Raw genomic sequence first — 18436 nt, 5'->3', positions numbered from 1 at the left:
ACATAGATTTAGAGGTAAACGAGATGGAAGTTATTCTGCTCGAGAGAATTTCAAACCTGGGTAACCTGGGTGACAAGGTAAACGTAAAGTCTGGCTACGGCCGTAACTTTCTGATCCCTTTCGGCAAGGCGGTTCCTGCAACTGCTTCCAACGTGGCTGAATTTGAAGCCCGTCGCGCCGAGCTGGAGAAGATCGCTGCTGAGAAGCGCGCGGCTGCAGAGGCACGTGCCGAGAAGCTGAGCGGTCTGGAAGTGACCATCGAGGCCAAGGCCGGAGACGAGGGCAAGCTGTTTGGCTCCATCGGTACCCGCGACCTGGCGGATGCCATCACTGCCGCCGGCGTTGAAGTGGACAAGTCTGAAGTTCGTCTGCCCGAGGGCGTTCTGCGCCAGGTAGGCGAGTTCGAGATCGACCTTCAGCTGCACAGCGATGTAACCGCTACCGTTAAGGTAATCGTTACCTCCGCCTAAGATCAGCCTGGCTGATTGAGAAGCACCTCTCCGCCTTGGGCGGGAGGTGCTTTTTTGTCTCTGCCGGCTATGCCAGAATACCCCTTCCCCCAGACAGGTGCGGTAAGTGTGAGCGAGACTATCCCCCAACAGTTCCCCGGTTTTGACGATCAGGTGATCTCCCTGAAAACCCCGCCCCACTCAGTGGAGGCGGAGCAGTCGGTGCTGGGGGGGCTGTTGCTGGACAACAACGCCTGGGAGGCGGTCTCCGATCGCCTGGTGGAGGGGGATTTCTACAACCCGTCGCACCGTATTCTCTACCGTATGATCGGTGAGCTGGTGGGGCAGAGCGAACCCTTCGACCCCATCACCCTCTCCGAGCGCCTCGACAGCCACGGTGAACTCGAGCGCATCGGTGGACTGGCCTACCTCACCGAGCTGGTGCAGAACACCCCCAGTATCTCCAATATTCGCGCCTACGCCGAGATCATCTATGAGCGCTCGGTGATGCGTAAGCTGATCAAGGCCAGCACCCAGATCGCCGACCGTGCCTACAACCCTGAGGGGCGCACCAGCGCCGAACTGCTCGATGAGGCGGAGCGCGAGGTGTTCCAGATCGCCGAGTCGCGGCCCAAGAGCGGGGGCCCGGTCGCGGTCAAGGACCTGTTGGGCAAGGCGATCGACCGCATCGACCACCTGTTCAACAGTGGTGGCGGCCTCACCGGTATGACCACCGGCTTTACCGATCTCGACGAGATGACCTCTGGGCTGCAGTCTTCCGACCTGATCATTGTGGCGGGGCGTCCCTCCATGGGTAAGACCACCTTCGCCATGAACCTGGTGGAGAACGCCCTGCTCAACAGCGATAAGACCATGCTGGTGTTCAGCCTGGAGATGCCTGCGGACCAGCTGGTGGCGCGTATGCTCTCCTCCCTGGGACGCATCGATGCCACCCGTATGCGGGCCGGGGCTCTGGAGGATGAGGATTGGCCCAAGCTGACCTCGGCGGTCACCATGCTCAACGACAAGAAGCTGCTGATCGACGACACCGCCGGTATCAGCCCCTCCGAGATGCGTTCGCGCGCGCGGCGGGTGGTGCGCGAGCACGGCGAGCTGGGGCTGATCATGATCGACTACCTGCAGCTGATGCAGATTCCCGGCGGTGGAGAGAACCGTACTAACGAGATCTCCGAGATCTCCCGATCCCTCAAGGCGCTGGCCAAGGAGTTCGAGGTGCCGGTGGTGGCGCTGTCACAGCTCAACCGCTCCCTCGAGAACCGCCCCAACAAGCGGCCGGTCAACTCGGATCTGCGGGAATCGGGCGCAATCGAGCAGGATGCCGACGTCATCATGTTTGTTTACCGCGACGAGGTCTACAACCCCGATACCGAGTTCAAGGGGGTGGCCGAAATCATTATTGGTAAGCAGCGGAACGGTCCGATCGGCACCGCCCGCATGGCCTTTATCGGTAAGTACACCCGCTTCGAGAATCTGGCCCCCGGCGTCTACGACGGCTACGGCTTCGAATAATTACTCCCGCCAGTCCGCCGGCTTGGCGAAAATCCATAGCTGGGGACGCCGGTCATCGGCGTCCGCGACCCGCGCATCGCCGTTGTTATCGGTAATCAGGTAGATGCGCTGCGCATCGGCGGCGATCCCCTCCGCAACCCCGAACTCGGTGCGATAGCGCCGCTCGGGGGCGAGTTCGGTATCGGCGTAACTCCAGCAGCGCTGCTGCTGAAAGCGGGTATCCCTGCGGCAGATACGGAACAGGTTCCGCTCCAGTGTGTAGAGCCAGGGCGACTCGAACCAGAGGCCGGAGAAGTCAGGGCTGCGCCCGGCCAGCGGCGGTTCCGGTGGCAGCGGGCTGTGGAGCCACTGCAGCTGCCAGCCCCCCTTTTCCGGCACGAACTGTAGCAGACCGCGGGCCTCCCGCTCCGCCGCCAGCACCAGCCCCTGCCCGTTGAAGGTGAGACCCTCGAGACCGGCGTTGGTGGAGCGCAGAACGCCCCCTTGATTGACAAACTGCTGGCGGGGTAGCTGCAACCAGGACTCACCCCGGTTGCTACTGATGAGCAGGTCGTTGAGCTGCTCGCTGAGGAGGTAGAGCCGATCGCCCCGGCAGGCAATCCCTTCCCAATCGTACAGGCGGCCGGCAAACCAGGATGAGACCCTTTGCCGCCAGCCCCAATCCGCCGGGGCCGGGGGCGAAAGGGTACGCCAGACCTGGGTCCTGGCCAGTGCAGCGGTGGGGTCGATTTCAAGCCGATAGACCTGCCGGTCGTGGCGGTCGGATAGGGTCAGCAGCGTGCCGTCGCAAAGGCTGAGGGCCGAGAGGTGCAGGCCTGAGTCGCTGGATTCTATCGGAAGGCTCTGGAGCAGCGCCAACGGCGCGGGGGCGGGATGCACCGTCTCCCCCAGCAGGGCAAACAGCAGGGCCGCCAGTGTCATGGGTCAGGAGAGCCAATGGTCAAGTTGTTTGTCCAGCTGGGCTGATGTCAGCGGGAGGGGGAGCAGGCCGTTGATCTGAACCAGGCGCAGCTGTTGATCGAAGTCGGGGTTGCTCTGTTCACTCATCGCCACCAACGGGACCGCGCTCAGTCCCTGGGCTTCCTGCCAGCGGCGAATGCGCTGGGCGACCTCAAAGCCATCGTGGACCCGGCTCGAGCAGTCGATCAATACCAGCCGATAGTCACCGCTGCGCAGGGTGTCCAGTGCCTGGCTGGCGCTGATGGCGATACTGGTTTCTATCTGGCGCTGGCGGGCGAGCTGCTGTACCTCTTGCCCCAGGGCGCTGTTTTGAGTCACCACCAGTAGGGTTTCCGACCCGGGCTCGCCGCCCGGCTTGGCCGGCAGGTGGTTTTGAAGCTCCTCCGCCAGGGTGGTGCGCAGCATGTAGTTGGCAACCGGCTTGGTCAAAATGCGCTGGATGCCGGCATTGCGTGACATGATGCGGCTGGGGGTGTTGCTGATGCCCGTCAACATGATGATCACCAGCTCGGAGAAGGCCGGGTCCTCCTTGATCTTGGCGGCCAGCTCCATACCGTTCATACCCGGCATATTGTGGTCCAGGATTACCAGGTCAAAGGGGCTGTTGAGGTGGCTTTTGGTACGCAGTAATGCCAGCGCCTCTTTCCCATCCAGGCAGGGGCTCACCTCCATACCCAGTGCCAGGCACTGCTGGGTCAGCACCTTAAGGCAGGTGTCATTGTCATCCACCACCAGAGCCCGTATGCCGGAGAAATTGAAAGATCCGGTATCAGAGGCGGCTTCATCGATGGGCAGGTAGGGCAGGGTAAACCAGTACCGGTTACCGACGCCGGGGGTCGACTCTATACCCAGTGTGCCGCCCATCTGGTTGATGACGTGGCGTGATACCAGCAGTCCGAGGGAGTACTGGGTGTTGCTGCTATCGAGGAAGTTGTGGGTGTCGATGCGGGTGTTGAGGAGAAAGGAACGTTCCGCTTCGCTGATGCTGTTGCTACTGTCTTTAACGGTAAAGAGGATGCGCGGTGTCTCGCTGGAGGAGACCAGGGTTACCGAGAGCAGTACCTCACCCTGTTCGATGGTGCGAAACGATTGTGCCAGCATCGCCAGTAGTACGTGCTTGAGACGGACCGGGTCGCCATTGAGGGTTTCGGGTATGCCTAACTGCACGTAGCTGATCAACTCAATGCCGCGCTGTTCGGCCGTTACCTTGTAGAGGTCGAGGCAGGAGTCAATAAGGGGGTGCAGTTCGAAGCGCACATCGCTGAGTATCATTTTGCCGGTTTCGAGCTTGCTGATGTCCTGCACTTCGTTCAGCAGGTTGAGCAGGTCGTTACCCGAATTGTGTATGGTACTCACATAATCTTTCTGCTTAGGGGTCAGGCTGCTTTCTAGCAGGAGCTCGCTCATGCCCAGAATGCCGTTCATCGGGCCACGCAGGCTGTGACTGATCTTCGAAAGTAGCTCACTTTTGGCAATGGCCGAGGTGGTGCGGATGCGGTCCTGCACGACCGCCTGGGTTTTTTGCCGGCGCAGTCGGCGGTGGTGTTTGGTGAAGGCCCAGGACTCACCGATCATGGTCAGGCTGGCGATGCTGATGATGGCCCACTCCAGTACCTGGGGATCTATGCGGACAAGGGAAAGCGCTGCCAGGAAATTGAGCAGGGCGGCGAGGGCAAAAGGGGTTTGGGCAACGAAAAGATCAATGGCGCAGGGAAAGTTTTTGCGGATGTAGTAGAGCGTTGAGGCGAAAATGAGGGTAGAGGAGAGGGTACCCATAAGGAGCGCCGCACCAACCGGAAACCGATCACCCAGAAAGGGAACCAGGAGGCTCGCTAGTAGCGGGATGATCACAAGCAGGCGCAGGCTCTGGTCGATCAGGGGTTGGGTTTCGTGGGTCGAAAAAAAACGGCGTATCAGCTGGGAGCCCAGGGCAGTGCCGGCCAGTATCGACAGGGTGTAGGTATAGGACTGTAAACGGGGCCACTGCGGTAGTAGTTCGGCAAGAAGGCCCTGCCAACTGGCCTGGAACAGTAACCCGCAAAGCATAAACAGGGAGAGATAGATGAAGCTGCGGTCCCTAAAGCCGCTCCAGGCGATCAGGTTATAGATGAGCGTGGCCAAAAATAGCCCAAACAGCACGCCGCTGAACCAGTGGGCCGAGTGCTCATGCCCAATCAGTTGGTCGGCACTGGCCAGGTGGACACTGATGTTCAGGGGGCGTGCGGATCGCAGGCGCAGATAGATTTCCTGGGGCACGTCACTGGCCGCCAGCGGAAAGATGAAGTCCCGGGTATCGATGGGTCGCGTGGGGTAGGGGTGGTTGGCGCCGGTCAGGGTGCTGGTCCAACCCTGCTGGTTGCGTTGAAACAGTTCCAGCTCACCGATATCCGGAGGTGTCACCATCAGGTAGGGGGTGAGGGTGGCCTGGGTACTGTTGAGTCGGATGCGGATCCATACGGTAGCATCGGTCGACCCCAGTTGCAGGTACTCCAGCCGTGATGGGGAAAAACGGTTGACGTAATAGTCCGAGCGGAGCTCCTCAAGGGAGAGATTACCGCTGTCGTCCAGATAGGTGTCGAGGCTGCGAGTGAGGTTGATATGGTAGCTGCCGGTGGGCACCTCAACCATAGCGAAAACGGACGGGGCGATGAGAACGAGCAGCCATAACAGGCAGCTGGCCATGGGTCCATGAAGGGTTCTCATCTGTTGTCTGGACCGGGTCACGGTCTGCCTCCCTGCTGCTGATCCCTGATTATATAGAAATCGGGGGGGGTGTCTAAGGGCGCCGGCAGGTCCGGTGTCGGCGCCCGGCCAGACTACTGCTGCTCGCGCTCGATCGCCCGCCAGGCGATGTCGTTACGGCGGTAGATCCCCTCCCAGCTGATGCGGTCGGCCAGCTGGTAGGCCGCCTGTTGCGCAGTGCTGACGCTGTCACCCAGGGCGGTGGCACAGAGTACCCGCCCGCCGCTGGTCACGACTGAGTCCTGCTCAAGGCGGGTGCCGGCGTGGAACACCTTACCGAACTCACTGGTGGCCGCCTCGAGTCCCTTGATCGGGGCTCCCTTGGCGTAGTCGCCGGGATAGCCGCCGGCTGCCAGCACCACGCCAACACTGGCGCGGGGGTCCCAGTCGGCACTGACCTGGTCCAGGCGCCCGTCGAGAGCTGCCTCACACAGAGCCACCAGGCTGGAGTTGAGGCGCAGCATGATGGGCTGGGTCTCGGGATCGCCGAAACGACAGTTGTATTCGATCACCTTGGGGGTGCCGGAGTCATCGATCATCAGGCCGGCGTAGAGGAAGCCGGTGTAGGTGTTGCCCTCGGCCGCCATCCCCTTCACAGTCGGGTAGATCACCTCCTCCATGATGCGTTGGTGGATCTCGGGGGTCACCACCGGTGCGGGCGAGTAGGCCCCCATGCCTCCGGTGTTGGGGCCGGTATCGCCTTCACCCACGCGCTTGTGGTCCTGGCTGGTGGCCATCGCCAGTACATTGCTGCCGTCGACCATGACGATGAAGCTGGCCTCTTCGCCGGTCAGGAACTCCTCGATCACAACGCGGCAGCCGGCGTCGCCGAAGGCGTTGCCGGACAGCATGTCGCGTACCGCTTCTTCCGCCTGCGCCAAGGTTTCAGCCACGATAACGCCCTTGCCCGCCGCCAGGCCATCGGCCTTGACCACAATGGGGGCTCCCATCTCACGCAAGTACGCCAGCGCCGGCTCCACTTCGGTGAAGTTCCGGTAGGCTGCGGTGGGTATCCGGTGGCGGTGGAGGAAATCCTTGGTGAAGGCTTTGGAGCCCTCCAGTTGGGCCGCCCCCTTGCTGGGACCGAAGCAGGCCAGCTGCCGGCTCTGGAAATAGTCGACAACGCCGGCGACCAGGGGCCCCTCGGGACCGACGATCGTGAGGTCGATGCCCTGCTCGGTGGCGAAATCCGCCAGTGCCTGCTGGTCGTCCACGGAGATATCGACGTTGCTGAGGCCCGGCTCGATGGCGGTGCCCGCATTGCCTGGGGCGACGAACACCTGCTCTACCCGGGGGTCCTGCGCTGCTTTCCAGGCCAGTGCGTGCTCACGCCCGCCGCTGCCAATTACCAGTACTTTCATTGCGGTTCCCTCTGTTGGTTGGCTTAGTGGCGGAAGTGACGCATGCCGGTGAAGACCATCGCCATGCCCGCTTCGTTGGCGGCGTCGATCACCTCCTGGTCGCGCATGGAGCCGCCGGGCTGGACCACCGCACTGATGCCGGCGTTGGCCGCGGCATCGATGCCATCGCGGAAGGGGAAGAAGGCGTCGGAGGCCATCACGGAGCCTTTCACCTCCAGGTTCTCGTCAGCCGCCTTGATGCCGGCGATGCGGGCACTGTAAACACGGCTCATCTGGCCGGCGCCGACACCGATGGTCTGGCCGTTGCGGGCATAGACGATGGCGTTGGATTTAACGTACTTGGCAACGCGCCAGGCAAACAGCAGATCACTCAACTCGCTGGGGGTGGGCTGGCGCTCGGTGACGATCCTGAGGTCATCGGCGCTGATGCGGCCCAGGTCGGTGTCCTGCACCAGCAGGCCGCCGTTGACGCGCTTGTAGTCGAGCCCGGCGATGCGTTCGCTCGGCCACTGGCCGCAGGCCAGCAGGCGTACGTTCTGCTTTTGTGCCAGCACCGCAGCGGCCTCAGCGGATACGCTGGGTGCGATGATCACCTCTACGAACTGGCGGTCGATGATCGCCTGGGCAACCTCAACGCTCAGCTCACGGTTAAAGGCGATGATGCCGCCAAAGGCCGAGGTGGGGTCGGTCTGGTAGGCCAGCAGGTAGGCCTCGAGGAGGTCGCTGCCCAGCGCCACTCCACAGGGGTTGGCGTGCTTGACGATGACGCAGGCCGGCTCCTCGAAGGACTTTACGCACTCCAGGGCGGCGTCGGTATCGGCCACGTTGTTGTAGGAGAGCTCCTTACCCTGCAGCTGGCGGGCAGTGGCGACACTGGCCTCGGCGGGCTGTTTCTCGACATAAAAGGCGGCGCGCTGGTGGGGGTTTTCGCCGTAACGCATATCCTGTGCCTTGACCAGCTGGGTGTTGAAGGTGCGCGGGAAGGTGGCGGGGCTGTCACCTTCGGTGAGACGGCCGAGGTAATTGGCGATGGCACCATCGTAGGCGGCAGTGTGTTCGAAGGCTTTTACGGCCAGGTCGAAGCGGGTCGCCTGGGAGAGGCTACCCTCGTTTTGCGCCAGCTCATTCAGGATCGCTTGGTAGTCACTGCTGTTGACCACGATGGAGACGTAGCGGTGGTTCTTGGCGGTGGCGCGCACCATGGTGGGGCCACCGATGTCGATGTTCTCGATCGCCATCGCCAGGTCGCAATCCTCGCGGGCGATGGTCTGCTCGAAGGGGTAAAGGTTCACCACCACCATGTCGATCGGCTGGATGCCGTGGGCGGCCATCACCTCATCATCCTGACCGCGACGGGCGAGAATACCGCCGTGAATCTTCGGGTGCAGGGTCTTGACGCGGCCATCCATCATCTCCGGGAAACCGGTGTAATCGGAAACCTCGATGGCGGGAATACCGCTCTCGGTCAGCAGGCGAAAAGTGCCGCCGGTTGACAGGATTTCGATGCCGCGCTGGTGCAGGGCCTGGGCAAATTCGACGATGCCGGTTTTATCGGAAACGCTGATCAGCGCTCTGCGGACGGGAAGGGGGTGTTGGTCAGCCATAGTGATAGATTCGATTCGATAGGAGGTGAATGGAAAAAGGGGGTCGGATAATGCAAAAAGGCGGATTGAGTCCAATCCGCCTTTGGGGTCGCGTCAGCTTAGAGCAGTCCGTACTGCTTCAGCTTCTTGCGCAGGGTGCCCCGGTTGAGCCCCAGCAGAATCGACGCCTTGGTCTGGTTACCCTTAACGTGGGCCATCACCACATCCAGCAGGGGGGCCTCAACCTCGGACAGCACCATTTGGTAAACGTCGGTGACCGACTGGCCTTCGAGGTGCGCAAAATAGTTGCTGAGCGCACTCTCGACGCAGTCACGCAGGGTTTCTCCCTTCTCCACGGGCTGCTGGGTCAGGTTTTGACGCAGGGTAACATCCGCTGCAGTCATCTGGTCGTTGGAAGCTAGTTCGGGTGCAGTCATGCCGCAATATCCTCATTGTTAATTAGGCGCTCACAAAACTGTTGAGCGCTCGCGCACTGGGCTTGAGCGGATTCGAGTTGCACAAACTCGCGTCGAAACGCGCTGCCGCCTGGCTGCGTATTGGTGTACCAGGCAACATGCTTGCGCGCGATCCGTACGCCCAGATATTCCCCATAGAAGGCGTGAATACTGCTCAGATGCTCGAGCAGTATCGACTGGAACTCGTGCAGGTCGATGGTACACAGGGTGGAACCGGTGCGCAGGTAGTGGTTGATCTCGCGGAAGATCCAGGGCCGGCCATGGGCTCCGCGACCGATCATCACACCATCGGCACCGGTGTAGTCGATAACAGCCCTGGCATCGGCCGGACTGTTGATGTCTCCATTGGCGATCACGGGAATAGCGACCGCCTGTTTAATGCGGGCGATGGTGTCGTACTCCACCGCTCCTTTATAGGCGCAGGCACGGGTGCGCCCGTGCACCGCGATAGCGCGGATGCCACAGTCCTCGGCGATGCGCGCAATGGTTACTCCGTTACGCTGCTCGGGGCTCCATCCGGTACGAATCTTGACGGTGACCGGAACGCTGACCGCCTCAACCACCGCCTGCAGGATATCGCGCACCAGGGGCTCGTCCCGCAGCAGCGCCGAACCGGCGGCCTTGTTGCACACTTTCTTGGCGGGGCAGCCCATGTTGATATCGACGATCTGCGCCCCCAGACGTACGCTTTCGCGGGCCGCCTGCGCCATCATTTGTGGGTCGTTGCCGGCGATCTGGACTGAACGGGGTTCGCACTCGCCGCTGTGGTTAAGGCGCTGGCGCGATTTGCGGGTGTTCCACAGACGCTGGTCCGAGGTCACCATCTCGGAGACCACCAGCCCTGCCCCAAGGCGCCGGCACAGCAGACGGAATGGCTGGTCTGTGACGCCCGCCATGGGGGCCAGGACCACCGGGTTCTCTATCTGGTATGGGCCTATCTGAAACACGCTGCAATCGTCGTATCGTCGGTAATGGGGTCTTGGGTTGGGTGGGCGACGGATCAGCGCAAGGGGTGGGCTGGTTAAAAATAAACCTGTCGCTCAGGGGGCGGTATCATACTCTGTTGGTGGCGGCCGATAAAGGAAAAATTGGACGAATTCTGCCCCGCTTGGTGGAAAAATGGGCAGCCGTTTACACGCCGGTATGGTGCCCTGGAATCAGGGCGCCGGAAAGAAGTCGAGGTGGTAGTTGACCGCCTTCTGGCCGGGGTCGACGATCTCCAGGGCCAGGTGGATGGGAGTGTGGCTGGGCATCTCGCGGGTACCGGCTAACTCCCCCGCCAGGTACTCGGTAGGGGTGAAACGACGCGAGGCGACCGGGTTGCCGGAGAGGTCGGAAAAACTGATCTGGATGGCCGGGAAGGGCTGGCTGTAGTTGGCCTGGTTGCTGATGATGGCGTCGACCATCAGTGCGTTCTCGAAGCGGGGATGGCTGCGCACCACCAGGTTAGTACCGCGTATGGCGGCGATGTTGACCTTTTCGGGCAGCGAGCAGCCGGCCCGATCGCAGACCAGTTGGTAATAGGGTCGCAGACTGTCCTGACGCGCCAGCCGGTCGCGGTCGTACCAGGCGTATTGCAGCAGCAGGGCCGCCGCCGCCAGCAGGCTGGCGAGGCCGGTGAGCACCCTTTTCCAGCGAGCAGGCTGCTCGGGCAGGTGGAGATTGAGCGGCTCTTCGTTGAGGCCGTGGAGTACCCGCCGGTCTGCCCTGAGGCCACTCATCTCATCCGCAGGCGGGGCGCTCTGCGGGTGGGAGGCCTCCATGCGGTTTATCTCGTCGAAGGTGGAGAGGTCACTGTCTGAAAAGTCTGGCTCGCCGTCGAGTCCCCAGTCGCCATCATCAGCGGCAGGGGTGGGTTTGGGGGCAGGCTTGGCCGTCGCCTGGGGCGGCGCGGGCTGGTGCTCCTTCTCCATTTCCTCCAGCATGGCCATAGCCCAGCTTTCGTCGGCGGCTTCGTCGCCTACTTTGTCGCTGTCGTGGCTGAAGGTCGAGGTGCGCTCCGGGGTCCAGGCGTCAAGGCTCTGGAAATCGTCGCTTAGCTCGAACTCTTCCCGGGGTTGCTCCGGGTGGGAGACCGGCGGGGTGGCCGGGCGTGCCGGGGCAGGCGGAGGCGTTTTGGGGGCGGCCGCCGGAGCAGGGGCAGGCGCAGAATCGGGCTGGCCGACGATGTGGTTGGTCGCCTTGAACACATGCAGGCAGGAACCGCAGCGCACCGAGCCGTTGGCCGCTTGCAGCTGGGCACGGGTAAGGCGAAAAGCGGTCTGGCACTGCGGGCAGCGTGTAACCCAGGTTTTACTCATATGTGGCGACTTCTAGTGGTGGGAGGCGATCCCTTGCTTCCTGAGCTGTCGAGTGTATCCAATATAGTGCCTGCAAGGCTAGTCGTGGGAATGGGCATCAGCCGCGTTTACGACCGTAAAGCAGAACCCAGTCACCTTTTACCCGTGGGGGCTCCATATCGAAGCTGGCGCTGTAGGTCTCCAATAGGCTTGGAGCCTGCTCTACCAGAATGCCGGAAAGGGCGATTCGCCCCCCCGGCTTGAGCAGCCCGTCGAGGGTCGGGTAGAGCTGCTGCAGCGGGCCGGCAAGTATATTGGCGATCACCAGGTCAGCACTGAGCTCAGGCGTGTCCCCCGGCAGGTAGAGCGCCATGGCGTCAGCGGGTAGCTGGTTGCGCTGCAGGTTATCGGCGCTGGCTTCCAGGGCCTGGGGGTCGTAGTCAACACCTGTGACCCGCTCGGCGCCCAACAGCAGGGCGGCAATCCCCAGGATGCCGGAGCCACAACCGTAGTCCACGACCTGCTGGCCGCGCAGGGGCTGGCCATCCAGCCACTCCAGGCACAGGGCGGTGGTGGGGTGGGTGCCGGTGCCGAAGGCCAGCCCCGGATCGAGCATCAGGTTGACAGCATCGGGATCGGGTACCGGCTTCCAGCTGGGACAGACCCACAGCTGCTGGCCGAAGCGGGTCGGCTCAAAGTGGCTCATCCACTCCCGTACCCAATCCTTGTCTTCCAGTATCTCCACTTGGTGACGCGGCAGGCTGTCGTAACCGAGAGCACTCCTGAGCTGTTCAAGCAAGGGCTCCATATCGGTGTCGGCGTCAAACAGCGCGGTTAACCGGGTGTGATCCCAAAAAGGGGTGTAATCCGGGGTGGGCTCAAACAGCGGCTGGTTCTTACGATCTTCGAGGGTGACGGCATGGGCGCCGAAGGCGAGCAGGAACTCCTCGAACCGCTCTATCTGGTCCGGGGTGATATCAATGCGCAGTTGTAGCCAGGCCATCGCGGGCTCCTGTGGGGAGTAGCTGGAAGAGGGGCGCAATTATAGAGCCTGTATCACCTCAATCGCCAGCGCCTGATGGCTGGATTGCAAAACTGGAGGACGCTGGCCACAATACCGGGACCGATGCCGTCAGGGATAGAGATAGGCGAATTAATGATCAAACACCGTACCCCAGGATGGGCCGTTGGCGGCTGCTTACTGCTCTGCCTGCTGGCCTCCCCGGCCTCAGCCCTGCAGAAGGTCAGCCTCCAGCTGAAGTGGAAACACCAGTTCCAATTTGCCGGTTACTACGCTGCCATTGAACACGGATACTACCGGGCGGCCGGCCTTGAGGTGGAACTGCTTCCGGCGCAGCAGGGCCAGGATACCGTTGCTGCGGTCATTGACGGAAAGGCGGACTTCGGGGTGGGAACCTCGGACCTGCTGCTGCTCCGTCAGCGAGGGGAGCCGGTGGTTGTGCTGGGGGTGGTTATGCAACACTCCCCGCTGGGCCTGTTGGCGCTACGCAACGGCAGCGTGCGAAATATTCACGATCTGGCCGACCGGCCACTGATGGTGGAGCCCAACTCAGCGGAGCTGCTGGGCTTCCTCGCCAATGAGGGGATCGCCAGTGAACGCCTGAAAATCGTCCCCCACAGTTTTGATACCAATGACCTGATCTCCGGCAAAGTGGCGGCCATGTCGGTCTATGTGACCGACGAGCCCTTCGTTTTGCAGCGTGCGGGGGTCAACTACCAGCTGTTTGAGCCCTCCGTGGGGGGCATCGATTTCTACGGCGACAACCTCTTCACCACCGAGCAGCGGGTGGCGCAATCCCCGGAGGTGGTGGCCGCCTTTCGCGAGGCTAGCCTCAAGGGATGGCGCTACGCCATGTCCCACCCCGAGGAGATGGTGCAGTTGATTCTCAGCAAATACAGCACTCGCCACAGCGCCGAGCACCTCCGCTTCGAGGCCGCGGAGATGCAGCGCCTGATGCGCCCCGACCTGGTGGATGTGGGCTATATGAGTGAGGGACGTTGGCAACATATTGCCAGTGTTTATCGGGAGCTGGGGATGATGCCGGGCAACCTGAAGCTGGAGGGGTTCCTCTATGATCCCAACGAGAGGGGCTCCCTGATCTGGCAGCCCTGGGTGTGGGTATGGCTGCTGCTGTCGGCTATCGCGCTGCTGCTGGCGCTGGCATTCTTTCGCCTGAGTCGCCGTTTGGCCTCGAGCGAAGCCTGGTTGCAGATGCTGTTTGATCACGCCCCCACCGCCCTGGTGCAGATTGATGAGGGGGGGCGGGTGGTGGGCTGGAGTCACCAGGCCCAGCAGACCTTTGGCTGGCGGCGTGATGAGGTGCTGGGTCGTTCGATCAACGACTTTATGGTTCCGCCCGAGGAGATACAGGCAGTGGGCAACCTGTTCAATCTATTGGAGCAGCGCTCGGTACAGCAGCATGAAAACTGGAACCTGACCAAAAGCGGACGCAAGATTCTCTGCGATTGGCGCAATGTGGTATTGCCCGCGGTGCGGGGACGGGGGCGCATGGTGGTGTCGATGGCCATTGATATCACAGACCGCAAGCGGATGGAAAACCGCTTGAAGGAGCTGGTCCATACGGATCTCCTCACCGGGGTGGCCAACCGAACACTGTTTTACGACCAGTTTGAACGGACCATCAAACTGGCGGCCAGAAGGCGGGCACGGCTGGCGCTGATGTTTGTTGATCTGGATGACTTTAAAGCGGTCAACGACCGTTTTGGCCACGAATCAGGGGATTCGGTATTGCAGGTGACGGTTGCTCGTATCCGAGGTTGTATTCGCAGTACCGACATCCTGGCCCGTCACGGGGGCGATGAGTTCGTCGTGCTACTGGAGGACTGCGGCGATATGGCCACCATTACCGATATTGCCGACAAGATTGTACAGTCGGTGACGCGGCCGATACCCCTGCCCTCCGGGGGGGACGCCCAGATTGGGGCCTCCGTGGGGGTCAGCCTCTATCCCGACCATGGTGAAGACTGCGACGCTCTGACGCGCTCGGCGGACCGGGCGATGTACCTGGTAAAGGAGACCGGGAAAAAAGGCTATCGCATCGCCGAGTAGCCATTTATCCCGGAAGGAGTCAGGTGCGGGACGCCAGGATCAGCAGGTTTCTCGGCGTCAGGCGGTAGTCGCAGAACTCACCGACTGTGACCCGGTAGCCCTGCTGCTGCAGATAGAGCGCCCGGTCCAGCACCAGCCACAGCTCCAGGGGGCGCCGGAACAGGTGTCGAACCAGCTCAATGCGCGAGACAATCGCCGTTCGGGCCAGCCCCTCCCGCTCGAACCGGTCGTAGTCCAGAGCTGGATCCAGGGTTAGCCCTTTATGCTGGGCCATATACGCGCAGAAATCGCGAAACCTCTTCCCTAACAGGCTGCGGGGAACCGCGGGACAGTTGAGGTAGCTGTTCTTCCCCCGCAGGATTCGTTGCAACAGGTCGAAGCTGAGTCGCCAGTGAAACTCACGGTCGCGGTGGCGTCGTTCGCGGGCGCCGGCGGTGACGGTCTCCTGCACCGCCAGCCGCAGGTCATGACGGCTCAGGCGCAGGGGGCTGGCCTGGGCATGCTCACTCAGGGGCTGATAGCGGTCCGCTGCAATCAGGTGGTAGCAGCAGGGGGAGAGGCTCACTCGTTGCACTTGCTGGCGGCTGGCCTGCTGCAGTAGCTGCAGGTGCAACTGGCCGCAGGCATGCAGAGCCACTGCATGCTGCCCGGGCTGGAGGTGCTGAAGTACCTCATCTGACAGTACATCACAGGCTTGCATGCGGCAGTTGCTGCCGTGGCGCTGGGTCAGTCGGTCACCGGCGTGGCAGAGCTCCGTTTGCAGCTCGAGGCTGGTCACGGGGTGGCCATGTACTCGGTGCAGGACCCGGCCCAGATGCCCCTTGCCGGCACACCACTCCAGAAAGGGGAGTGACTCCTGTGGCAGGGTCGCACAGAAAGCGGTGACCTGCTGCCACTTGCGCCCGGGGACACCGAAGCTCAAGGCGGCATCCTGCAATGGAGCCCGCTGCAGGGGCAGCGGTTGGGCCTGGCTCAGCGCCATCAGGGTGTCGACTTCGGGGATAAAAGGGGCGAGGGCTGCGGTGCGTGACTGCATATTCGCCTCCAGCCGGTCCAGCTGCTCATCGCTAAGGCGAGCCAGGAATGCCTGCAGGTCGGGGTTGTTCTCCCAGGGGAGTTGCAGTTCGGCAAAAGGGCGCAGCTGCCAGTAGGGACGCAGTGCGAGCAGAAGACGGTCCAGCTGTTGAAACTGTGCGCAGAGGTCGCTGGGTGGGGGGGGGCAGGGAAGCGGCATGGGGCTGCATCATACGCCCAAGCCTGCCTGCAGGGCTATGTCGGTCAAACCGGGCAGTGCGCACTTTCGATATTTGATGTCTCAATTACGACAGTTGGTATTTCGGCTTTTACGTATAATCGCCGCCTTTCTGACCCTCTGTCCACATCGACAGCAATCTAATAAATAGCCATCTATGGAGCCTTGTGATGCAAGACCTGGTTGATACTCTCAACGGTTTTATCTGGAGCCCGGCACTGATCTACCTGTGCCTGGGAACCGGTCTCTTTTTCTCTATCGTCACCCGTTTTGTGCAGGTACGGCATTTTCGTGAGATGTGGCGCCTGCTGTTCTCCGGCAAGGAGTCCGAGAAGGGGATCTCCTCCTTCCAGGCGCTGGCGGTTTCTCTTTCCGGTCGCGTGGGCACGGGTAACATTGCCGGTGTTGCGGCAGCCATCGGCTTCGGCGGACCCGGTGCGGTTTTCTGGATGTGGATGGTGGCTTTTCTAGGGGCGGCCACGGCGTACATTGAGTCCACCCTGGCGCAGATCTATAAAGAGGAGCAGGAGGGTGAGTACCGTGGGGGCCCCGCCTACTACATCGAAAAAGCGATGGGACAGAAGTGGTACGCCTGGATCTTTGCCATCGCCACCATCTTTGCCGTGGGTGTGCTGCTCCCGGGGGTTCAGTCCAACAGTATCGGTAATGCGGTCGAGCTGGCCTTCGGTAGTGGCGCCATGATTGATACCGCTATGGGCCAGCTGAGCTTTGCCAAGATCCTCAGTGGCACCATTGTGGTGCTGGTGCTGGGCTTCATCATCTTCGGAGGTGTGAAGCGGATCGCCCATTTTACCCAGGTTGTGGTGCCCTTTATGGCGCTCTCCTACATCATCCTTGCCTGCGTGATCATCGCCCTCAATATTAGCGAGATCCCCGGCATCATCGGCATGATCCTCAGCGATGCCTTCACCCCCATGGCGGGAGTGGGTGCGGCGATCGGCTGGGGTGTGAAACGCGGGGTTTACTCCAACGAAGCGGGCCAGGGCACCGGTCCCCACGCGGCGGCCGCCGCTGAAGTGCAGCATCCTGCCCAACAGGGTCTGGTGCAGGCGTTTTCCGTGTATGTAGACACCCTGTTTGTCTGCTCCGCCACCGCCTTTATGATCCTGATCACCGGTGCCTACAATGTGCACGGTGCCGGCGATGCCTTCCTGGTGCAAAACCTCGCGGCCAACGTGGCGGCCAACAGCCCTGCCTTTACCCAGACCGCGGTGGAGTCGGTGCTGCCGGGTGTGGGCAAGCCGTTTGTAGCGCTGGCGTTGTTCTTCTTCTCTTTCACCACCATTCTGGCCTACTACTATATTGCCGAGACCAATGTGGCTTACATCAAACGTACGCTGCACATCCCGGGGCTGATCTTCGCCCTGAAGATCGCACTGATGGCGTCCACCTTCTACGGAGCTGTGCGAACTGCGGATCTGGCCTGGGGCCTGGGCGATGTGGGTGTGGGTCTGATGGCCTGGCTTAACATCATCGGAATCCTGATCATCTTCTTTATGGCCCGTCCGGCGATGAAGGCCCTCAAGGACTACGAGCGTCAGCAGAAAGAGGGGGTAGAGCGTTACAGCTTCGATCCCGAGAAGCTGGGGATCAAGAACGCCGACTTCTGGGTCAAGCGTAACGCCAAGAAGTAGGGCTTTGCTCCCGACAAAAAGCCACACCTTTGGGTGTGGTTTTTTTTTGCCGGGAGCCCAAAGTGAAGGGTGGGCGAGATACTTGCTGTAGCTCGATGGGAGCTTGTGGTGAAGCAGATATAATTACATATTCTATATGCTGGCCCCGGGAGACCGTGGAGGCAGATCACCGACGAGGAGTGCATTTATGCCCAGTAATAACAACCACCTGGCGCCGGCGGTCGAGCTGTTGTGTCAGGCCCGAGAGCAGCAACGCCCCCTGAGTCTGTCGCAACTGGCCGCTGTCAGGGGGCCTGCCACGGAGGAGGAGGCGTACTGGATACAGGAGGCAGTACTGGCCCGCCTGGCTGCTGGGCGTCAGCAACGGGTCAGTGCCTGGAAGGTGGGGGCCCCCTCGCGGGAGGCCACCCCGATCGCGGCGCCGATTGCAGACGCCCTGGTCCACCCTGACGGAGCACGGCTTGAGGGTGCCGGGTTCTATGTCATCGGCATCGAGGCGGAGCTTGCCTACCGCTTTTGTCGCGACTTTCCTGCCCGGTCTGAGGCGTATACCCCTGAGGAGGTGTGGGAGGGGATCGACGGCGTCTGCGCCGCCATCGAGATCGTCGATACCCGGCTTGAACGCTGGGACGAGGCGGGGCCCTGGTGGAAACTGGCGGATAACCAGGTCAACGGCGGCCTAGTGCTGGGCTCGGGCATCGACGACTGGCAGGGGGTCGACAATTCCCGTCAGGCGGCGGAGCAGTGGCTCAATGGCAAGCGGGTGATCGCCCGCACGGGGTCGCACCCCCTGGGGGACCCCCTCTGCCTGATCCCCTGGCTGGTCAACCATTGCACCGGTCGCCAGGGTGGGCTGCGGGCGGGTGACCACGTGACCACCGGTACCTGGACCGGCATGGAGTTTGTGCCTCCGGGCAGTTCGGTCAGGGTTTGCTTTCCCGGCGTGGGCGAGGTGAGTGTCGAGCTGTAACCGAATCCGCGGGCGACAGGCGAGAAGCGGTTACGGAGGGGACTTCGACCGAAGGGGTCTGAACGCTACTTCTACGCTGCGGCGGATG

At 61.9% G+C, this 18436-nt stretch carries 14 protein-coding genes; 5 read left to right on the top strand and 9 right to left on the bottom strand.

Going from position 1 to position 18436, the window contains the following annotated elements:
- Positions 1–23 precede the first annotated feature (23 nt).
- Complete coding sequence (rplI, locus tag D0544_RS10445; protein ID WP_125016013.1) at positions 24–470, top strand: 50S ribosomal protein L9; 447 nt, start codon at positions 24–26, stop codon at positions 468–470.
- Between the two features lie 108 nt (positions 471–578).
- Complete coding sequence (dnaB, locus tag D0544_RS10440) at positions 579–1979, top strand: replicative DNA helicase (protein ID WP_207905858.1); 1401 nt, start codon at positions 579–581, stop codon at positions 1977–1979.
- Here dnaB and D0544_RS10435 read toward each other — a convergent pair whose 3' ends face one another.
- The 8 genes from D0544_RS10435 to prmA all read right to left on the bottom strand — a co-directional run bounded on the left by D0544_RS10435 (position 1980) and on the right by prmA (position 12383).
- Entirely contained in the window at positions 1980–2900 is a 921-nt protein-coding gene (locus D0544_RS10435) for an esterase-like activity of phytase family protein (RefSeq protein WP_125016012.1), read from the bottom strand.
- A 3-nt stretch (positions 2901–2903) separates the two neighbouring features.
- Positions 2904–5663, bottom strand: coding sequence for a response regulator (locus D0544_RS10430; protein WP_125016011.1), 2760 nt, complete (start codon positions 5661–5663; stop codon positions 2904–2906).
- Between the two features lie 92 nt (positions 5664–5755).
- Complete coding sequence (gene purD, locus D0544_RS10425) at positions 5756–7042, bottom strand: phosphoribosylamine--glycine ligase (RefSeq protein WP_125016010.1); 1287 nt, start codon at positions 7040–7042, stop codon at positions 5756–5758.
- 23 nt (positions 7043–7065) lie between these two features.
- The gene (purH, locus tag D0544_RS10420) at positions 7066–8646 is read right to left on the bottom strand and encodes a bifunctional phosphoribosylaminoimidazolecarboxamide formyltransferase/IMP cyclohydrolase (protein ID WP_125016009.1); all 1581 of its coding nucleotides are present in this window, start codon (positions 8644–8646) and stop codon (positions 7066–7068) included.
- 98 nt (positions 8647–8744) lie between these two features.
- The gene (gene fis / locus D0544_RS10415; protein WP_424220788.1) at positions 8745–9029 is read right to left on the bottom strand and encodes a DNA-binding transcriptional regulator Fis; all 285 of its coding nucleotides are present in this window, start codon (positions 9027–9029) and stop codon (positions 8745–8747) included.
- Positions 9030–9058: 29 nt separating this feature from the next.
- Complete coding sequence (gene dusB / locus D0544_RS10410) at positions 9059–9997, bottom strand: tRNA dihydrouridine synthase DusB (protein ID WP_243647314.1); 939 nt, start codon at positions 9995–9997, stop codon at positions 9059–9061.
- A gap of 261 nt (positions 9998–10258) precedes the next feature.
- A complete protein-coding gene (locus D0544_RS10405) occupies positions 10259–11401 on the bottom strand; it encodes a DUF3426 domain-containing protein (RefSeq protein WP_125016006.1) in 1143 nt (380 codons plus the stop codon).
- Between the two features lie 97 nt (positions 11402–11498).
- Positions 11499–12383 (bottom strand): 50S ribosomal protein L11 methyltransferase, encoded by an 885-nt coding sequence (gene prmA / locus D0544_RS10400; RefSeq protein ID WP_125016005.1) that lies wholly within the window; start codon positions 12381–12383, stop codon positions 11499–11501.
- A gap of 153 nt (positions 12384–12536) precedes the next feature.
- Between prmA and D0544_RS10395 the strand changes: the two genes are divergently transcribed.
- Entirely contained in the window at positions 12537–14471 is a 1935-nt protein-coding gene (locus D0544_RS10395; RefSeq protein ID WP_164880905.1) for an ABC transporter substrate-binding protein, read from the top strand.
- 19 nt (positions 14472–14490) lie between these two features.
- On the opposite strand, the gene D0544_RS10390 is transcribed toward D0544_RS10395, so the two are convergent.
- Positions 14491–15705, bottom strand: a complete 1215-nt coding sequence (locus D0544_RS10390) for a methyltransferase (protein WP_125016003.1) — start codon at positions 15703–15705, stop codon at positions 14491–14493.
- A gap of 188 nt (positions 15706–15893) precedes the next feature.
- Here D0544_RS10390 and D0544_RS10385 point away from each other — a divergent pair, with 188 nt between their 5' ends.
- Positions 15894–17378 (top strand): alanine/glycine:cation symporter family protein, encoded by a 1485-nt coding sequence (locus D0544_RS10385; RefSeq protein WP_125016002.1) that lies wholly within the window; start codon positions 15894–15896, stop codon positions 17376–17378.
- 187 nt (positions 17379–17565) lie between these two features.
- The gene (locus D0544_RS10380; protein WP_164880904.1) at positions 17566–18348 is read left to right on the top strand and encodes a 2-keto-4-pentenoate hydratase; all 783 of its coding nucleotides are present in this window, start codon (positions 17566–17568) and stop codon (positions 18346–18348) included.
- The last annotated feature ends 88 nt before the right edge of the window (positions 18349–18436 follow it).

The sequence above is a fragment of the Aestuariirhabdus litorea genome, assembly GCF_003864255.1.
Lineage (GTDB): Bacteria > Pseudomonadota > Gammaproteobacteria > Pseudomonadales > Aestuariirhabdaceae > Aestuariirhabdus > Aestuariirhabdus litorea.
This window is presented reverse-complemented; position numbering and strand designations above follow the sequence as displayed.

Coding starts and splice junctions, on each gene's coding strand:
- D0544_RS10395 (WP_164880905.1), top strand. CDS start 12,537: ATGATCAAACACCGTACCCCAGGATGGGCCGTTGGCGGCTGCTTACTG.
- purH (WP_125016009.1), bottom strand. CDS start 8,646: ATGGCTGACCAACACCCCCTTCCCGTCCGCAGAGCGCTGATCAGCGTT.
- fis (WP_424220788.1), bottom strand. CDS start 9,029: ATGACTGCAGCGGATGTTACCCTGCGTCAAAACCTGACCCAGCAGCCC.
- D0544_RS10435 (WP_125016012.1), bottom strand. CDS start 2,900: ATGACACTGGCGGCCCTGCTGTTTGCCCTGCTGGGGGAGACGGTGCAT.
- D0544_RS10405 (WP_125016006.1), bottom strand. CDS start 11,401: ATGAGTAAAACCTGGGTTACACGCTGCCCGCAGTGCCAGACCGCTTTT.
- purD (WP_125016010.1), bottom strand. CDS start 7,042: ATGAAAGTACTGGTAATTGGCAGCGGCGGGCGTGAGCACGCACTGGCC.
- dusB (WP_243647314.1), bottom strand. CDS start 9,997: ATGGCGGGCGTCACAGACCAGCCATTCCGTCTGCTGTGCCGGCGCCTT.
- D0544_RS10390 (WP_125016003.1), bottom strand. CDS start 15,705: ATGCCGCTTCCCTGCCCCCCCCCACCCAGCGACCTCTGCGCACAGTTT.
- D0544_RS10385 (WP_125016002.1), top strand. CDS start 15,894: ATGCAAGACCTGGTTGATACTCTCAACGGTTTTATCTGGAGCCCGGCA.
- prmA (WP_125016005.1), bottom strand. CDS start 12,383: ATGGCCTGGCTACAACTGCGCATTGATATCACCCCGGACCAGATAGAG.
- rplI (WP_125016013.1), top strand. CDS start 24: ATGGAAGTTATTCTGCTCGAGAGAATTTCAAACCTGGGTAACCTGGGT.
- D0544_RS10380 (WP_164880904.1), top strand. CDS start 17,566: ATGCCCAGTAATAACAACCACCTGGCGCCGGCGGTCGAGCTGTTGTGT.